At 65.4% G+C, this 17,454-nt stretch carries 14 protein-coding genes; 10 read left to right on the top strand and 4 right to left on the bottom strand.

The genetic code is table 11. The features are described 5' to 3' along the window. Positions 1-42: 42 nt before the first annotated feature. The 3 genes from FHT09_RS17310 to FHT09_RS17300 all read left to right on the top strand — a co-directional run bounded on the left by FHT09_RS17310 (position 43) and on the right by FHT09_RS17300 (position 2,892). Positions 43-1,164, top strand: a complete 1,122-nt coding sequence (locus FHT09_RS17310) for a serine hydrolase domain-containing protein (protein WP_308686684.1) — start codon at positions 43-45, stop codon at positions 1,162-1,164. Beyond that, positions 1,161-2,357 carry an MFS transporter gene (locus tag FHT09_RS17305; protein ID WP_258077240.1) on the top strand — a complete coding sequence of 399 codons (1,197 nt, stop codon included), beginning with the start codon at positions 1,161-1,163 and terminating at the stop codon, positions 2,355-2,357. Before FHT09_RS17310 ends, FHT09_RS17305 begins: the two co-directional genes overlap by 4 nt. A gap of 226 nt (positions 2,358-2,583) precedes the next feature. After that, complete coding sequence (locus FHT09_RS17300) at positions 2,584-2,892, top strand: hypothetical protein (protein ID WP_104537893.1); 309 nt, start codon at positions 2,584-2,586, stop codon at positions 2,890-2,892. Between the two features lie 139 nt (positions 2,893-3,031). Here the strand turns inward: FHT09_RS17300 and FHT09_RS17295 are convergent, their stop codons facing one another. Beyond that, positions 3,032-3,523 (bottom strand): GNAT family N-acetyltransferase, encoded by a 492-nt coding sequence (locus tag FHT09_RS17295; RefSeq protein ID WP_181126278.1) that lies wholly within the window; start codon positions 3,521-3,523, stop codon positions 3,032-3,034. 87 nt (positions 3,524-3,610) lie between these two features. Continuing rightward, complete coding sequence (locus FHT09_RS17290) at positions 3,611-4,480, bottom strand: NmrA family NAD(P)-binding protein (protein WP_104606592.1); 870 nt, start codon at positions 4,478-4,480, stop codon at positions 3,611-3,613. 141 nt (positions 4,481-4,621) lie between these two features. Here FHT09_RS17290 and FHT09_RS17285 point away from each other — a divergent pair, with 141 nt between their 5' ends. Next, positions 4,622-5,497: a LysR family transcriptional regulator gene (locus FHT09_RS17285; protein ID WP_104606636.1), complete on the top strand. Its 876-nt coding sequence runs from the start codon at positions 4,622-4,624 to the stop codon at positions 5,495-5,497. Positions 5,498-5,800: 303 nt separating this feature from the next. Here FHT09_RS17285 and FHT09_RS17280 read toward each other — a convergent pair whose 3' ends face one another. Beyond that, on the bottom strand, positions 5,801-6,715 hold the full coding sequence (locus FHT09_RS17280; RefSeq protein ID WP_104606591.1) for a universal stress protein: 915 nt from the start codon (positions 6,713-6,715) through the stop codon (positions 5,801-5,803). A 14-nt stretch (positions 6,716-6,729) separates the two neighbouring features. Further along, on the bottom strand, positions 6,730-7,638 hold the full coding sequence (locus tag FHT09_RS17275) for a bestrophin family ion channel (RefSeq protein ID WP_104606590.1): 909 nt from the start codon (positions 7,636-7,638) through the stop codon (positions 6,730-6,732). Between the two features lie 217 nt (positions 7,639-7,855). On the opposite strand from FHT09_RS17275, the gene FHT09_RS17270 reads away from it, so the two are divergent. The 6 genes from FHT09_RS17270 (at position 7,856) to FHT09_RS17245 (ending at position 17,445) form a co-directional block, all read left to right on the top strand. Beyond that, the gene (locus FHT09_RS17270; protein ID WP_104537371.1) at positions 7,856-9,295 is read left to right on the top strand and encodes a PAS domain-containing sensor histidine kinase; all 1,440 of its coding nucleotides are present in this window, start codon (positions 7,856-7,858) and stop codon (positions 9,293-9,295) included. Next, a complete protein-coding gene (locus FHT09_RS17265; protein ID WP_053045036.1) occupies positions 9,288-9,932 on the top strand; it encodes a response regulator transcription factor in 645 nt (214 codons plus the stop codon). The genes FHT09_RS17270 and FHT09_RS17265 overlap by 8 nt, the downstream gene beginning before the upstream one ends. A 282-nt stretch (positions 9,933-10,214) precedes the next feature. Next, the gene (locus FHT09_RS17260; protein ID WP_104606589.1) at positions 10,215-11,573 is read left to right on the top strand and encodes an alpha/beta fold hydrolase; all 1,359 of its coding nucleotides are present in this window, start codon (positions 10,215-10,217) and stop codon (positions 11,571-11,573) included. Next, complete coding sequence (locus tag FHT09_RS17255; RefSeq protein WP_104606588.1) at positions 11,570-13,099, top strand: GMC family oxidoreductase; 1,530 nt, start codon at positions 11,570-11,572, stop codon at positions 13,097-13,099. Before FHT09_RS17260 ends, FHT09_RS17255 begins: the two co-directional genes overlap by 4 nt. A gap of 43 nt (positions 13,100-13,142) precedes the next feature. Then, complete coding sequence (locus FHT09_RS17250) at positions 13,143-13,946, top strand: SDR family oxidoreductase (protein ID WP_047128728.1); 804 nt, start codon at positions 13,143-13,145, stop codon at positions 13,944-13,946. Between the two features lie 382 nt (positions 13,947-14,328). Further along, complete coding sequence (locus FHT09_RS17245; protein WP_219842989.1) at positions 14,329-17,445, top strand: TonB-dependent receptor; 3,117 nt, start codon at positions 14,329-14,331, stop codon at positions 17,443-17,445. Positions 17,446-17,454 lie beyond the last annotated feature (9 nt).

Here is a 17,454-nt window from a genome sequence, read left to right as displayed (position 1 = left end):
GACCTGGGCACTTCCGTGTCATCCAATCGAATCGAGGCTGTCGTGCAGCATGCACTGGACGATCAGCGTCTGGTCGGGGCGGTGGTGCTGGTTGCACGCAACGGCGAGCTGGTGCATCGCCAGGCGGCCGGCTGGGCGGACCGGGAAAGCCGCCGTGCGATGCGCGTGGATGCGCTGTTTCGTCTTGCCTCGGTCAGCAAGCCCATCGTGTCGACGGCTGCGTTGGTACTGGTCGCGCAAGGTCGCCTGGACCTCGACGCGGACATCGCGCGTTGGTTGCCCGACTTCCAGCCACGGCTGGCCGATGGCCGCCGCGCGCGCATGACCGCGCGGCAGTTGCTGAGCCATACCGCCGGGCTGGGCTACCGTTTCCTCGAGCCCGACGCAAACGGGCCTTATGCCTTGGCCGGCGTGTCCGACGGTATGGATGCCTCCGGCGTCAGCCTGGAGGAAAACCTGCGTCGTATCGCCAGCGTGCCCTTGCTCTATGTTCCCGGCACGGCCTGGGGCTACTCGCTGGCCAGCGACGTGCTGGGTGCATTGATCGAGCGGGTGCTCGATGCCCCGTTGAACGAGGCGGTGCGCACCCTGGTCACCGGGCCACTCGCAATGTCGGACACCGACTTTTCCACCTCCGATTTGGTGCGCATGACCACCGCATACGTCAGTGATCGGCCGCGGCCGCATCGCCTGGAGGAAGGAGAAACCGTCTCCGCCTTCGAGGGTGCAATCGGCATCGCCTACAGCCCGGCGCGTGGTTTCGATCCGGGTGCGTTTGCTTCCGGTGGGGCGGGCATGGTGGGGACCGCCGGTGACTTCCTGCGGCTGCTGGAAGCCTTGCGTACCGGTGGCGGCCGATTGCTGCCTGACAGGCTGATCCAGGAGGCGGCGCGCGACCACACGGATGGCGCCGCCCTGCCGGATCTTCCCGGGCTTGGCTTCGGGCTGGGTTTCTCGGTCTTGCGTGACCCCGCGCTTGCCGCATCGCCCGAGTCCGCAGGGACTTGGCGTTGGGGTGGAGCCTACGGTCATTCCTGGTGCGTGGACCGAGCGGCAGGATTGAGTGTGGTCGCCTTCACCAATACGCTCTACGAAGGCATGTCGGGCCGCTTCGTCACCGATCTGCGTGATGCGGTGTATGCCGCAGTGAGGGCAGGGCAGTGAGGTCGCCTCGTAACGATCGTCTGCCGCTGGCATCACTGCTGGCACTGGCCATGGCGGCGTTCATCACCATCCTCACCGAAGCGCTGCCCGCAGGCTTGCTGCCGCAGATGGCAAACGGCTTGCGGGTCTCCGAAGCCTGGGTGGGGCAGACGGTGACGATCTATGCGATCGGCTCGTTGATGGCCGCGATCCCCCTGACCGTCGCCACACAGGGCGTTGCTCGCCGTCCGCTGTTGCTGGCCGCCATCGCCGGCTTCGCCATCGCCAATACGGTCACCACCGTGTCCACCAGCTATGCACTGACGATGCTGGCACGCTTTCTGGCCGGCGTCTCGGCCGGGCTGCTGTGGGCGCTGCTGGCGGGTTATGCCGCGCGGCTGGTACCGGCACATCAGAAGGGACGTGCCATTGCGGTGGCAATGGTCGGCACACCATTGGCACTGTCGCTGGGCGTGCCTGCTGGCGCGTTTCTCGGCACGTTGGTGGACTGGCATGTCTGCTTCGGCATCATGAGTGTGCTGGCCCTGCTGCTGATGGTCTGGGTGCGCCTACAGCTGACAAATTTTGCAGGCCAGCCCAAAGGCGGGCAGCAACGTCTCGGGAGCGTGTTGATGCTGCCCGGCATCCGGTCGGTGCTGGTGGTCGTGCTGGCCTTCGTGCTGGCGCACAACATGCTCTACACCTACATCGCCGCGTTTCTGGCGCAGGCCGGCATGGCAGGCCGTATCGACCTGGTATTGCTGGTATTCGGCGGCGCGTCCGTGCTCGGCATCTGGTTGGTGGGCGTTCTGATCGACCGCCATCTGCGCGTGCTGACGCTGAGCAGCACGGCGCTGTTCGGCGCTGCGGCATTGGCGCTGGGCCTGGCCGGCGACATGCCGGCCATCGTCTACGCAGCGGTCGGGGCGTGGGGGCTGGCCTTCGGCGGCAGCGCGACTCTGTTCCAGACGGCGCTGGTCACTTCGGCCGGTGCCGATGCCGATGTCGCCCAATCGATGCTGGTCACCGCCTGGAATACCGCCATTGCCGGTGGCGGTCTTGTGGGCGGCATCCTGCTCGACCAGTTCGGCGTGCGTGCGTTTGCGCCCGTCCTGCTGGTGCTGCTTGGTGCCACGCTGGCGGTGGCATGGGCCGCCAAACGGCATGGCTTTGCCGCATCGCGCGGCACCGCCGCAGTCGGCAGGCAAGCCTGAGCATCGCCGCATGGATGGCGCTGGTGCGGCCGAAACGGCCTCAGGTTCCCCCCACCGCGGCCACACCGGGCGTCAGTGCGATGACGGTGCGGACACCGAGCCGTTGGCGGGCCACTCCTCCCATGCCCGAGCCGAAGCGCCGGCACCGCGCCGCCGCTCCGAGGCGATGTCGCAGGCCATCGCCAACTCACTCCGCCACCACGCCTCAGGCGTGATCATGTTCGCCATGAACAGCAGTCACCAGATCACCGCGCGAACGATCACGGTCACTCCGGCAGGCACAGCATCTGCCGGCAGCGAGGTCGTTGTGCAGTTGTCGGCCAGCCCGGATCCGCGCTGGCAGGCGTGTTTCCATTTCGTCGTGCAAGGCCGCGACGGTTTCTTCCTACAGGGCAGGCCGGTGTTCGACAACACAAGCCTTCACGGGCTGCTGCAGGCGGGGCAAGCCGAGGCCTTCCGCCAGGAGTTGCCGGACCTTCTGGTATCGGCGAGCGTGCTTGCGCGTGCCCAGGTCAAAAAGGACGCAGCGCGCTAGGGATGCTGCATCGCCCGAGGATGTGCCCAGAGAGTCGTGTCCGATGGCGCGCTCGGTGACCAGCTCGAAAAAGCGGCGTTATGGAAAGGCTCGGTGTCTGCAAGACTGCTCGGGCATCGGTCCGCGGTGGACAACGTCGCTACCGTGCCTGCCGGGCGCGGCCTGCACGCGGCACACAGGACGACAGATCGAGCGCCATGTCCCACCGCTCCAGCCCGGGCGCATAGCCATCCACCGTCACGTGTTGCACGACAAAGCCGAAGCGGGCATAGAACTGCCGGGTGTGTTGACTCGTATCCAGCATGACGCGCCGGACATCCGGCATCTGACGCAATGCGTCGAGCCGGGCCAGGAGCAACTGCGTCCCCAGGCCGCAACGGTGCAGGCGCGGGTGGACCATGCCCCAGCACAAGCTCGCCGTGGTGCCATCGGCGCCGATCGCGTAGCCAGCGCAACCAGCGATGGCGTGGCCGCGCTCGAGCAGCTGGTAGTGCCACGCCGCGGCGTGATGGGTCAGGAAGCCGGCGAAGTCGGCACGCTCCCCGGCACTGAAGAACGCCGGCACATTTGCATCGAACAGCGCCATGCACCCGTCGAAGTCCTGAGATTGATACCGCCGAATCTTGTCCATCTGCATAGTCTGCCTCAGGCGCGCAGGTGCCATGCAGCGGCATGACAACCTGCGCCGTAATCGCCGCGTCTGTCGCGCCAGCTGCGCTCAGGCCCGGGCTGTCGCCTCGCGCACGAAGTCTTCGTAGGTGCGCAGCGGACGTCCCAGCATGGCCTGCAGTTTTTCCACCGTGCCATCGGTCGCCCGCATGCCGTATGTCTGGATGCCGGCCAGCATCAGGCGCATGTCGTAGGCCAGCCAGGATGGGCCATGGGCAGCCATCTGCGCTTCGAAAGCGGCCAGGTCATCGCCCGCGTAGGCGATCTCGCGTCCAAGCGCCGTACTCCAGACCTTCGCGGCGGAGCTACCCGTCACCGCATGCGGGCCAACCAGTTCGAGCGTGACACGCTCAAGTGCGGCGGGCGCGCGGTCGCGTCGCAGCAACTCGGCAACCGCGATGTCTGCGATATCACGCGCATCGATCATCCCCACACCTGTCGAACCGATCGGCATCGGGTAAACAGCGTACTGTTGAATCGTCTGCTGGATCATCGCCTCGTTCTGCATGAAATACGCCGGGCGCAGAATCGTTGCAGCAATGTCGCAGCTTTCGATCATGCGCTCGACCGTGTGCTTGCCGGTAAAGTGCGGCACGTTGGTGAACTTGTCGGCATGGATCACCGACAGGTACACGACGCGTTCGATCCCTGCTTCTTTGGCAAGGTTCAGCGCGATCAGCGCCTGTGTCACTTCGTCGGGAGTGACCGCATTCAACAGGAACAGGGTGCGCACCGGCGTCAGCGCGGCACGCATCGACGCGACGTCGGTGAGGTCGGCAACCACTTCGGTGACGCCGGCCGGGAAGGCGCGCTTGCCGGGTTGGCGCACCAGTGCCCCGACCTTGGTGCCTGCGTCGGCCAGGCCCTGGGTGATCAGGGAACCGATGGTGCCGGTGGCACCGGTAACGAGAATGCTCATGTGAATCTCCTGCTGTGGATGGAAGGGCGTCAGCGCGACACCTGCGCCACAACTGACGTTGCGGTGACGAGACGATAGGCCGTTGCATCGCTAATACGAAGCCGCCAAGATGTAGACACCTGGTTTCAAATGTGGAACACCATGGATCTCAATGCATTGATCGACTTCGCCCTGGTCGCAGCGAACCAGGGCCTGGGAAAGGCAAGCCGTGCCAGTGGCAGATCGAAGGCGACCTTGTCGCGCCGCATCGCCGAGCTGGAGGAGCAGCTGGGAGTGCGACTGGTCGAGCGCAGCGCACGTGGCCTCAGGCTTACCGACGCCGGGCAGCTGCTGATGGACCGCACCGAAGTGCCGTTGAGCGAGGTGGCCGAGGCCATGGCAGCTGCACGCGAGGGGCTCTCGAGTCCACGCGGACGCTTGCGTGTGGCATCGCCGGTGCTGTTCTCGCAACTGGCGATGGGACGCATTGGCGCAGAGTTCTGCGCGGCCTATCCGGAGATCACGCTCGAGGTGGTGGCAGAAGACCGCACGGTCGATCTGGTGGAAGAGCAGTTCGATGTGGCCATCCGGATCAACCCCAGCCCGGACAGCAGCCTGGTCGGGCGCTGTTTTGCCAGGGATCGGCTGGTTGTGGTGGCCGTACCCGGCATCGCCATGCCAACCGACAACGCGGTCGCACCGATTCCCGCGGTGGTGACGTCGAGCTTCCAACCGACGACATGGACCCTCGATGACGGACGCCTGATCCTGGAACCCATTCCAAGACTGCGGTTTTCCTCGTTTTTGATGGTCCGCGACGCAGCGATTGCAGGCGGTGGCGTTGCGCTTCTTCCGCAGTCGATCGCATGGAACCAACTCGCGCGCGGCGAACTGGTGCAATGGGGCACGATCGCTGGCGTGGAACCGGCGCTGTGGGTGCTGCACACGTCCAGGCGTCTGGCTGCACCGAAGGTGCGCGCGTTCGTGGACTTCATGGGCGACAGGTATCCGGATGGGTCGCTTGTGTTGACGGGGTAGGGCGCCGGATTCTGCGGGTGCGGACCAGCCTGCGTAGCGGCCAGCCGACGCACCATCGCCCGCGAAGATCCGCCGCAGAGTTCCAGGCGCAGCTGCTAACGCACTCGATCGATAGACTGGTCGACGCACCGCTGATAAGTGCAGGTGCGCGTCCTCAAATACGGCCTGGGGAACGAGCCGCTTGGTCATGATTGCGCGGTACCGCCTCGCGATCAGCGGTGCGTCGGGGCGCGGAACGTATTCCCTCGCGTAGCTGACAACTTCAGAGACCTGGCCAGACGCTCGCCCAGCGCTCGGCTCGGCTCACACGCGCAATAGCCGTCTTGCGAGACTGCGGCTGGGCGTGGTGGTTGCGTGATCGCCACCGTTGCCCAGGATCGGGCGGCGCAGATGGGGCGGCGGTAGGCAGATCAGCACGCACGGCGTTTTTGCCAAAGCGGACTGCAGCGACGAACGCCAGACGCCGCGGCGGACGACAGCGTCGTGTTCGACCACCAGCACATCGGCGCAGGCGCGTTTGAGCAGGCCGGCGATCTCGCGCCGCGGGTTGCCGACGGCCACGTGGATGCGCACGCGCAGGTCCTCGTCGGGCAGTTGCTGGACCAGGTCGCCGAGCCAGCTGGCGGCCGCGTCTTCGCTCAGCGGCTTGTCGTTGAACAGGCTGTCCACCAGCAGGCCTTCGCTGATTTCCGGCACGACGTGCAGCAGGTGCAGGTCGGCACCGCGGCGACGCGCCAGGGCGGCGGCATCGCGCAGCGATTCCAGGCTGGTTTCGCGGCCGGTGATCCAGCAGGCGACGTGACCGCCGACAGCGCCATCGCGCGGGATCGCGTCGGCATAGGGCAGGGTGAGCATGGGCGTGGCCACGCGCTGCAGCACGCGCGCGCGCAGCGAGACATGCAGTGGGCGCGGCAGGCCGGTGCGCTCGGACGGCGGCATGATCAATAACGCGTCGTCGCGGCTGCGGCAGAACGAGACGATGCCGGCGGCGGCCGGGCCACCGGCAAGTGCACGCTCGCAGCCCGGGTAGTTGGAGGCCTCGGCAAAGAAGGCATCCAGCGACTGCTGGGCCTGCGCGCGCTTGCCCTTGGCATGCACGTGCAGGATGGTGAGGCGCGCGCTCAGGCGGTCCACCAGTTGCGCCACGGTCGGGATGGCGGCATGGCAGGTCTCGGAAAAATTGGTGGCAAAGATCAGGTGAGTGGGGGTGGTCTGCATGGCTGGCTCCGTGGTCAGTAGATGAAACCGTCGATGGCGCGCACTTCGCGCAGCGGTACGCGCTGGCCCAGCATTTCGCGCAGGGTGAGTTCGATGCCGCGCGACAGCGCGGTCATCGGGGTGTCGTGCACGGTGTTCTCGAACGGGTCTTCGATGGCGCTGCTGGCGCTGTCGATGGCGATCAGGGTGAAGCTGATCAGCACCGAGGCGATCGGCATGGCCAGGCCCATGCCGGCGATCAGGCCCAGCGGCACCAGCCAGCAATACATGTTCACCAGCGTGCGCGGCAGCGAGGAGAACTGCCGCGGCAGCGGGGTGTTCTTGATGCGTTCGCAGGCGCCCTGGATGTTGGCCAGTGTGGTGAGGTTGGCGTCCAGCGAGGACCAGCGCAGGCTGTCGAGCATGTCCCAGTCGCGCGCCTGCTGCAGTTGCTGGCCCAGCCGCAGGGTCAGCGCGTTGGGGATGTTGGCGTAGCCGCGCAGGTCGTCCGCGCGTGCCTGGCCGAGCAGCCCGGCCAGCTCCGGAAACGGATTCTGCCGGCGCAGATGGCAGCGCAAGGCGTGCACGAAGGCGATCTGGTGCACCACGATATCGTCGCGCAGCCCGGCCCGGCGTGGGTCGACCGGATCCACATCCAGCGCGGTCAGGGCCTGGCGCGCGATGGCGCGCGAGGTGTTCACCAGCGCGCCCCAGAGTTGGCGCGCCTCCCACCAGCGGCCATAGGCCGCATTGGCGCGAAACGCCAGGAAGATGGTGAGCGCCGAGCCGAGCTGGGCCAGCGGCAATGCTTCGATCGACAGCCACTGCCAGTCGAAGAAGGTATAGAGCACGGCCACGGCGCAGTCGAACGCCAGCAATACCAGCAGGCGTTTATAGGTCTTGGGCCAGATGCGTCGCAGCGGAAACGTATCGCGGGTGATCATGGGAGAGACAACATGGACGTGGGGTAGATGCATTACACCCAGCCTCCACGGTCGTGTCTGCCATCCTTGCGCCAGCGTTGGACAGTGCACGCACCGTCCGAACGATGCGGGCAGGCTATCTTTCGATAGGGTGAAATCCACACGCCCGGCCACGATGCTATGGCTTCAACCACAGCCACAGAGGAGCGGCATTGCAACGCACATGCATGGGTAGGCAATGGACAGACTGAGACTGCCATTCAAGTGGCGCGGGCAGGTGGTCAAGCTCAATCGCGGCCCGACGCTGTGGGCGTCGCTGGCGATGCTGGCCTCGCTGGTGTGGGCGGAATGGTACTCGCACCTGGGCGTGTCGCTGGGCCTGCTCTATATCCTGCCGGTGGTGCTGGCGGCCACGGTATTGTCGCGGCGCGACATCGTCATCGCCGCGATCGCCTGTGCGGTGCTGCGCGGCTTGTTCGTGACCGACGAAATAGTGGTCGAACAGGCGCTACGCTTCTTCATGGCGACGATTGCCTATGCCGGCTGTGGTCTGCTCGTGGCCGAAATCAGCCGCACTCGCCGGGTGATCCTGGCCCATTACGTGCAGCTGCGCGCCGAACAGCGGCTGCGTCGGCGGCTGGAGCGGCAACTGTGGCTGCTCGCCGAAAGCAGCCCGGCGGCGTTGCTGACGGTGGCCGGCGACGGCCGTATCGTGGCGGCCAACCGCGCCGCGCACGAGATCCTGGACATGGCCGAAGAAGGCGGGCTGGAGGGCCGCGCGGTGCGCGAGTTCCTGCCGCTGCTGGACGATGCGCTGAGCATGAGCGCCAATCTGGACGGCATGCGCACTTCGGCCAGCACCTGGGGCTGCCGCAGCGACGGCACCCGCTTTCCGGCCACCACCTGGTTCTCGGTCTACGAAGACAGCGCCGAGCGTCACCTGGCTGCGATCCTGGTCGATACCAGCGAGGAAGTGCGCGCGCGCGAGTCGGCGCACTTCGACGATGTGCTGAAGAACAATCGCCTGCTGGCCGGCGCGGTGTCGCACGAGATCCGCAACCTGTGTTCGGCGGCGGGCGTGGTCACCTCCAACCTTGCGCGGCATCCTGGCATTGGCGCAGATCCGGATCTGGCCGCGCTGCGCAGCCTGGTGGCGGCATTGATGGAGCTGGCGTCCTTCAACCTGCGTCGGCAGCTGCCCGACGAAGCGCATGAAACGCGGCTGCAGACGCTGTGCAGCGAGTTGGATGTGATCATCCGCTCGGACTGGGAGGACGTCGATGGCCAGCTGGTGATCCAGGTCCCGGCCGAGTTCCCGTCGGTGCACGGCGACCGCCACGCGCTGCTGCAGGTGCTGCTCAATCTGGCGCGCAATTCGTTGCGCGCGGCGCAGGCGCTGCCACCGCAACGCCGCCAGTTGATCGTCAGTGCGCGCCTGGAACAGCAGCGCGCAGTGTTGAGTGTGCGCGACACCGGACCGGGCATCGCCGATCCGGGCCGCCTGTTCCAGCCGTTCCGTAGCGACAGCGACGGCTCCGGCCTGGGGCTGTACATCTCGCGTGCGCTGATGGCCAACCAGGGCGGCCTGCTGCGCTATGCGCCCGGTGGCGAGGGCGCCTGCTTCGAGTTGCATCTGCCGTTGGCGCATGCACCGTCTGTGGAGGCGCGGGATGGATGAGTCACGGCGTGAACCGGTTCGCCTCTACCTGCTGGACGACCACACGCTGTTCCGCGAAGGCCTGTTGCGCCTGCTCGGTGCCGACGCCCGCTTCCAGGTGGTCGGGCAGTCCGGCGCATTGGCGCAGGCCATCGTACAGATCGCGTCGCTGACGCCGGACGTGGTCATCCTCGACTACGACATGGGCGAGTACAACGCACTGGACTACATGCGGCGTCAGGCCGAACAGGCGCGCCGCCCCGCCACGCTGATCGTCACCGCCGGTCTGCCCGAGCGCGACGCGCTGGCCTTGATCCGGCTCGGGGTGTCCGGCATCTGCCGCAAGGATGTTTCCACCGATGAACTGATCGACAGCATCCATGCGGTGGCGATGGGCCGGGTGCTGATCGACCAGCGTTATCTGCAATCGCTGGTCGCACAGGGTACCCAGGAAAGCCGGCCCAGTTTCACCGACCGTGAGCGCGAAGTGCTGCGTGGCTTGCTGCGTGGGCAGTCCAACAAGTTGATCGCACGCCAGCTGGGCAGTTCGGAGAGTGCCATCAAGGCGACCTTCCAGCAGCTGTTCAACAAGCTCGACGTGCGTTCTCGCAGCCAGTTGGTGATGGTGATCCTGCAGGATTATCGCGATCTGGTGTGAGGGGGACTGTCGCTTCAAGAGGTGCCGGACGAGCCATGCAGGTGCCGATGCTCATCGGTTGGACCCGATGCGGTCGCGGTGGTACGGGAACGTACCGGGCCGTGCAACCGGGCCGCACGTGTGACGCCGATCTGCCGCTTTGCAAGCACGCCAATCAGGGTGCAGCGGGCGGTTTTGGGGGACAGGCGTGAGGTATTGGGCCACCACAAGGCGTCGGACTCATCTGCACGAGCCGTGGACGAAACGCCGGTCATCATGTGCGCTGGCGGATAGAGGTGTTACATGGCGAAACCGACGCTGTTCTTCCTGCACGCCCTTGGGTCCAGCAGCAACGAGTGGTCTGGTGTGATCCAGCGATTGGAAGCGCGTTTTGATTGTGTGGCGCTCGATATTCCCGGCTTTGGAGAGGCGCCGCCGATCGAGCATGTCGACACCGCCGCACTGGTTGCCTGGTTTGTCGAAGAGGTGATTCGGCGGCAACCGACGTGCTGGTTCGCGATCGGGCACAGCATGGGCGGAAAGATCGCCACCCTGGCAGCAGCGCAGGCGCGCGATGGCCTGGCCGGGCTTGCCGGCCTGGCCGGCGTGATCCTGGTCGCTGCGTCGCCACCGGCGCCCGAGCCGATGGATGAGTCTCGCCGACGTACGATGCTTGCCTGGTTCGAAAACGGCCATCCCACGCGGCAAGAGGCGGAGCAGTTCATCGACGATAACTGTGCGATGGCGCTGCCAGCACCGGTCAGGGACGCAGCTGTCGACGATGTGCTGCGAACCAGTGCGAGAGCATGGATCGCCTGGCTCGCGCATGCCAGTCGCGAGAACTTAAGCGCGCAGGCAGGCTGCGTGGAGGTGCCCGCGATGATCATCGCCGGCAATGAAGATGGCGACCTGGGCGAAGCCGCGCAAACAGCGCTGAACGCGCCGCACTATCACCATGCGCGTATCGCCGTCGTGGCTGATGCGGCGCATCTGATCCCGTACGAGCAACCGCAACACCTGGCCCAGCTGATCGCAGCGCATGTGGATCGCAGCGTGGGCAAATGCCTGCCCGATGACTTCGTCACGCTGCTCAATATGGAGCGGGTTGCCCCGCGCATGCGCAAGCTGCTGCTCAGTCGGCATGCCGGCCCACCCGCCGGTGCGCAAGGCGTGCTGAGCCAGCATCAACTGGGAACACTCGGCGCAGTCGTCGCACGTGTCCTGGATGGGGCTAGCGATGCGGGCGAGATTGCACGACGAATCGATATCCAGCTTGCCGAAGGTGCGGGAGATGGTTGGCGCCATGCAGCGTTGCCACCCGATCGGCTTGCGGTGCCGTTGGGCCTGGACGCGCTCGACGCGCTGACGACCGGCTTTGCTGGTCTACCCGTAGAGATGCAGGATCAATGGCTGCGTCAGGTGTCGCGATCGATGGCCGGCGATCCTTCGGCGCACGGGCTGGATGCAGCGCAGCTGGCGCACTGGTTCGAGGACGTGCGCGCCGAAGCCGTGCGGACCTGGGTCAGCCTTCCCGCCACGATGGCTGCACTGGGATACGACGGCTTCGCGGTTGGCGGTGCCGGTCTCGACAGCCCGGGCTATCAGCACACCGCAGCCGACCGGCAGGAAGCCTGGCAGCTTCCTGCCGAAGGCTTGCGATGAGCCCGGGCGTGCACGACGCCGCAGTCGATGTGGTGGTGGTAGGCAGCGGGGCAGGCGGCGGCCCGCTGGCCGCACGGCTCGCGCAACGAGGTCTCTCGGTGGTGGTGCTGGAGGCGGGTGCGGCCTTCAGTCCCACGTCCCATCTGCCCGATGAGCTGGCGGCCGGCATCTACTGGATGGAGGAGCGCCTGAGCGGCGGGCAGACGCCAACCGCGTTTGGCGCCAATAATTCCGGTTCGGGCATGGGCGGTTCGACCCTGCATTGGGGCGCCTTTTGCCCGCGTCCAGACAAGCGCGATCTGAGCCTGTCGACGCACACCGGGCAGCACGGCATGGACTGGCCGATCGCGCATGAAGAGCTGCTGTCCTATATCCACCGCGTCGAGGAGTTCATCGGCGTCTCCGGGCCGGCGCACTATCCGTGGGATCCCGAGCGCAGCTACGCCTATCCGCCGCCGCAACGCAATGCGTCGGCCAACGCGATGGAGCGCGGTTGCCGCACGCTTGGCATCACCGCCACCGATGCGCCTGCCGCGTTGGTGACCAGGGCGCACGCGCAGCCGCACCACGGCAGGCGCGCGGCCTGCAACAACTGCGGCGCCTGCCATCAGGGGTGCAGCAACGGCGCCAAGGTGAGCGTCGATACCACCTGGCTGCCGCTGGCGCGCGCGCACGGCGCCCAATTGCGACCCGATTGCCGGGTCATCGACATCGAGCGCGGCGCCCGGGGCATGGTCAGCGCGGTGGTCTATCAACAGGACGGACGCGAACTGCGCCAGCGTTGCACGAGCTTGTTCCTGTGCGCAGGCGGCGTGGAAACACCGCGCTTGCTGCTCAACCTGGGGCTGGCCAACTCAAGCGGCCAGGTGGGGCGCAACTTCATGGCGCATGTGGCCACCCAGGTGTGGGGAGAGTTCGATGCAGACATGCGCATGAACCGTGGCTACCCCTCGTCGCTGATCACCGAGGACATGCTGCGCCCGGCCAATGCCGATTTCATCGGGGGCTATCTGGTGCAGAGCCTGGGCGTGCAGCCGATCACCCTGGCCAACACCCTGGCACGTGGCGCAGGCATGTGGGGGAGGGAGCTCGTAACGACCATGGCGCGCTACAACCGCCTGGCCGGCATCGGCATCAATGGCGACTGCCTGCCGCAGGACGGCAACCGGCTGACCCTGTCCGACGAGCGCGATGCCTTCGGCCAGCGCAAGGCGCGTATCGACTTCAGCTACGGGCCCAACGAACGTGCGATTGATGCCCACGCGCGCGCATCGCTGCACGCAATCTGGGAGGCAGCCGGTGCCCAACGCATCTTCGCCGCCGCTCGCTCCGCACACACGCTGGGCACCTGCCGCATGGGCACGGACCCGGAGCAGGCCGTGGTGGACCCGGACGGCCGCGCATTCGATATCGCCAACCTCTACATCTGCGACAACTCGATTTTTCCAAGTGCACTGGCAGCCAATCCCGCGCTGACGCAGATGGCACTTGGCCTGCGCTCCGCGGAGCGCTTTCTCGCCCGCTAATTGCACGCTTATCCCCACCTCTCTCTACCACCAGGAGTTCAGCATGGATCTCGGAATCAACAATCGGATCGCCCTCATCAGTGGCGGCGACTCGGGAATGGGCAAGGAAACCGCGCGGCAGCTGCTCGAAGCCGGCGTGCGCGTGGCGATCACCGATCTTGCGGACGGCACGCTCGACCAGGCAGTGGCGGAACTGTCGGGCCTGGGGCAGATCATCGCCATCGAAGGCGACGTCACCCGCGAGCAGGACGTCACCGCCATCTGGGCGCAGGTGCGCGAACAACTGGGCGACCCCGACATCTACATCAACGCAGCAGGCGTCACCGGCGCAACCGGCGACTTTCTGGAGGTCAGCGACGCCGGCTGGCTCGAGACGCTGGACATCAACCTGATGGGCGCGGTGCGCATGTGTCGCCAGGCCATTCCCGCGATGCGCCGCAAGCAATGGGGCCGGATCGTGCTGTTCGCGTCGGAAGACGCCGTGCAGCCCTACGTGGACGAGCTGGCCTATTGCGCATCGAAGGCAGCAATCCTGAGCCTGGCCAAGGGCCTGTCCAAGGCCTACGGAGCGGACAACGTACTGGTCAATACGGTGTCGCCCGCCTTCATCGCAACCCCGATGACCGACAAGATGATGCAAAAGCGCGCCAGCGAAAACGGAACCACGTTCGAGCAGGCAATCGAATCGTTCCTGGACGAAGAACGTCCCGGCATGGTGCTCAAGCGACGTGGCCGCCCGGAGGAAGTGGCTTCGGCGGTTGCCTTCCTGTGCTCCGAGCGCGCCAGCTTCATCAACGGCGCCGGTATCAGAGTGGATTCGGGATCGGTTTTTACGATCGCTGGCTGACACGTTTGCTGATTGCATCCATACAGCACTCGTCAATGAATCAACGAGAGCGCCTGCTCGATCGCAGATCGCATTCTGCGATCGAGCAACGTGGAGGCTGATCTTTAGCGGATCGAGTGGCGCTAGAGCTAGAAACTATCGATAAGACGAGAAGCGGTGTTTCAGCCAAGAGAAGTTCAATAGTCTGCTGCGCGACGCACTAGCGAGTGTGGCGACCATGGATATGGAGAGAATCCAGGTGCCCGACCAAAGAAGATGTCGGAGGAAAGTCCGTTCGAAAACGCTCTGATGGGCATCCGGTGGCAGGCCACTAACTCATATCGACATCACTATCGGCAATGATCGGAAACTGAAGAAAGCACGCATGGGCTACTAAGATCCAATGACGCGTCGCAGCAGATCGACGCATCTGGATGTGGGGACCTTTTTGATGTTGCACACGCGCTTGTCGCTCGCCGCTGCCGTTTCAGCTGCTCTTTCGTTAGCCGCACATGCCCAGGGGCCGGCAACCGATCTTTCCGGAATACAAACTCCTAGCGCCAAGACCCTGGACAGCGTCAGCGTTGTTGGCAGCCAGATCCAAGGTGGTTCGGCCGCAGCCGCACTCCAGGTCACTTCGCTCGATCGTCAGCAGGTGGATGCCACCGGTGCCACAGGCGGTGATGAGCTGTACCGCACTATTCCGCAAATGGGCGATGTGTCGTTCAACCCCACAAATGGTGCGACCAGCAGCAACTTTTCGCGCGGCGACGTGGGTTCGGTCGACTTGCGAGGTCTTGGTGTGGGTAACACGCTGATGTTGTTGAACGGCCGCCGCATCGTGGTGCACCCAGGCAGCCAGGCCGATGACAACCTGGTTCCGGTCCTGACCTACAACGCCAATGCTATTCCGGTGGCCGGCGTGTCCCGCGTCGAAGTGCTACGCGACGGTGCCTCGGCCATTTATGGCTCCGATGCGGTAGGCGGCGTCGTGAACAATGTGCTGCAGAACAACCTGCTGGGCGGCTGGCTGGAACTGCGGTACGGCGGCGCTGAGGGCACCAGCCTGCGCCAGAGCGACATCAGCGGTGCCTACGGCTGGGACTTCCGCGACGGAAGGGGCAATGTATCGGTATTCCTCAACCAGACCCGCCGCAGCGACTTGCCCGCCGGTGATTTGGACTACGCCGCGTCCAGTGACAAGCGGCCACTGTTCGAGGGCACGCGGTTTGAAGGAGTCAGCAGCCTCGACATGCGCAACACGTTGAGTGCGTGGGCAGACCTGGCCGTGCCATCGTCGTTCGGTCGCGTCACCCGCAACGGCAACGCGTTGACCAGTGCGGCCGGCGCATTCCATATCCAGCCGAGCACGAATGGCGGCTGCGCTGCACCACTGGCCCAGGGACTATGCGTAGATGATGGCGCACGTGCCACCGCCGGAGCCGATCGCAACCTGCGATACGACAGCGCTACGTATCCGCTTTCGCTACTGCCTTCGCTTGTGCGCCGTAACGTCTTTGTGACCGGTCACTACGCACTCAACGACGACGTGGAAGCCTACGGTGAATTGGGCTGGTACCAAGCAGATACCCGCGCCCTGCAAAGCCCAGTGTTCACCATCGGGTCCACCAAGGTCACCATTCCCGCCGGTAACTACTGGAACCCGTTCGGAGCGACTACGTTGCCCGACGGCAGTCCGAATCCGAACCGGATTTCCGACTTGAACATCCCTGCATCGGGGTTGCCTGTCACGCTCAATAACTACCGTTTCATGGACCTTGGCCCGACCCTGGTCAAGGTGGAGAACACCCAGGCGCGCATACTCGGCGGCCTGCGTGGACACTGGAACGGCTGGGACTGGGACAGCGCGTTGCTTTATTCCCAAGCGCAAGTCGTGGATCGCCAGGACGGCATCAGCTCTACGGCGCTACAGCGTCAATTGGCATTGTCCACCCCGGACGCCTATAACCCGTTCAACGGCGGCGACTTGCTGTTTCCTGCCACTGGCGGGGATGCCACGCCGAGTAGTCAAGCCGCGCAGGAGGCGATTCGCGTAGCGTCTACCCGACGCAGCCGCACCACCCTTGCCCTGGGTGACTTCAAGCTCTCTCGCACCGATCTGCTGCAGCTGCCAGGCGGCGACGTCGGTGCTGCAGCGGGCATCGAGTTTCGACGCGAGAGCCAGTTGGATGACCGCGACGCACGCGTGGACGGCAGTCTCGGTTTCGTCGATGCGGTGACCGGCGAGGTACAGACCGCCGACTTGTTCGGCGTCAGCCCCACGCCCGATACCCGCGGTTCGCGCAACGTATGGTCGGCCTATGTGGAATTGGCCGCGCCGCTGGTATCCCCGGAAATGGAGGTGCCATTGGTTCGCTCGCTTGACGTGCAACTGGCCGGCCGCTTCGAGCGCTACAGTGATTTCGGCAATGTGGCTAAGCCGAAGATTGCGGCCGCCTGGGAAGTGTTCGACGATTTTCGCGTGCGCGGTTCGTGGTCCGAGGGGTTTCGTGCGCCCAATCTCGAGCAGGTCAATGCCAGTTTGGTCACCCGTGGGAACACCCGCACCGATTGGGTGCTATGCGAGGCCGACCTGCGCGCCGGGCGCATCAGCTCTTTCGCCAACTGCTCGCGCAGCGGTGCGGCCACCGCTCAGCGCAGCGGCAATCCAGACTTGGACCCGGAAGAGTCCACATCGTGGACCGCCGGGCTGCTGTGGACACCCGGCAATGCGCGTCTGGGCCGCTTCAGCTTCAGCGCCGATTACTGGAGCGTTGAGCAGACCGGGATCATCGGCCTGTTTGGAGAGGGCAACGCGCTCATCCTCGACTACCTGCTGCGCACCCAAGGCAGCAGCAACCCCAACGTCATTCGCGCCGCACCCACCGCCGACGACGCCGCAGCTGTCGCCGGCACGGGACTGGCACCGGTTGGCACCGTGATCTACGTCAAGGACCAGTATGTCAACCTGCGCCCGCAGACCGTCCGCGGGCTTGACTTCAATGCCAGCTGGCAGAAGGGCACCGATCGCGCAGGCACGTTCAAGGTCGGTTTGTCGGCCACGCGCCTGTTGGAGTTTTACCGCGACCCGTCACCTGAAATCGCGGCGCTGATCGCCGCTCGCGATGCCGGTCAACTGAATGCTGGAACAAGCATCTCCGGCGGCGGTGACCTGATCGGCCAGAACGGTACTCCCGAGTGGAAGGGGTCGGGATCGCTGACCTGGCAGTACGGCAAGTTCACCACCGGCGCGTTCGTGCAATACGTTGGAGCGGTGGACGATACCGGCCTGATCGACAGCAGCGGCCGCCTGTGGCGGGTGGATGCGACGACGACGGGAAGCTTGTACGTGCAGTACGCGTTTGGCCGCGACCAGGCCGCCGGCACCCGCGTGCGTCTCGGAGTGCGCAATCTCACCGACGAAACGCCACCGCTGGCGGCTACGGCATCCGGCTATCTAGGCAGTTTGTACGAGCCTTACGGCCGCTACTGGTACGCCAGTGTCCGTCATGCCTTCTGATCGTCTCGC

This window comes from Xanthomonas sp. CFBP 8152 (assembly GCF_014199025.1).
GTDB lineage: Bacteria > Pseudomonadota > Gammaproteobacteria > Xanthomonadales > Xanthomonadaceae > Xanthomonas > Xanthomonas arboricola_B.
This window is presented reverse-complemented; position numbering and strand designations above follow the sequence as displayed.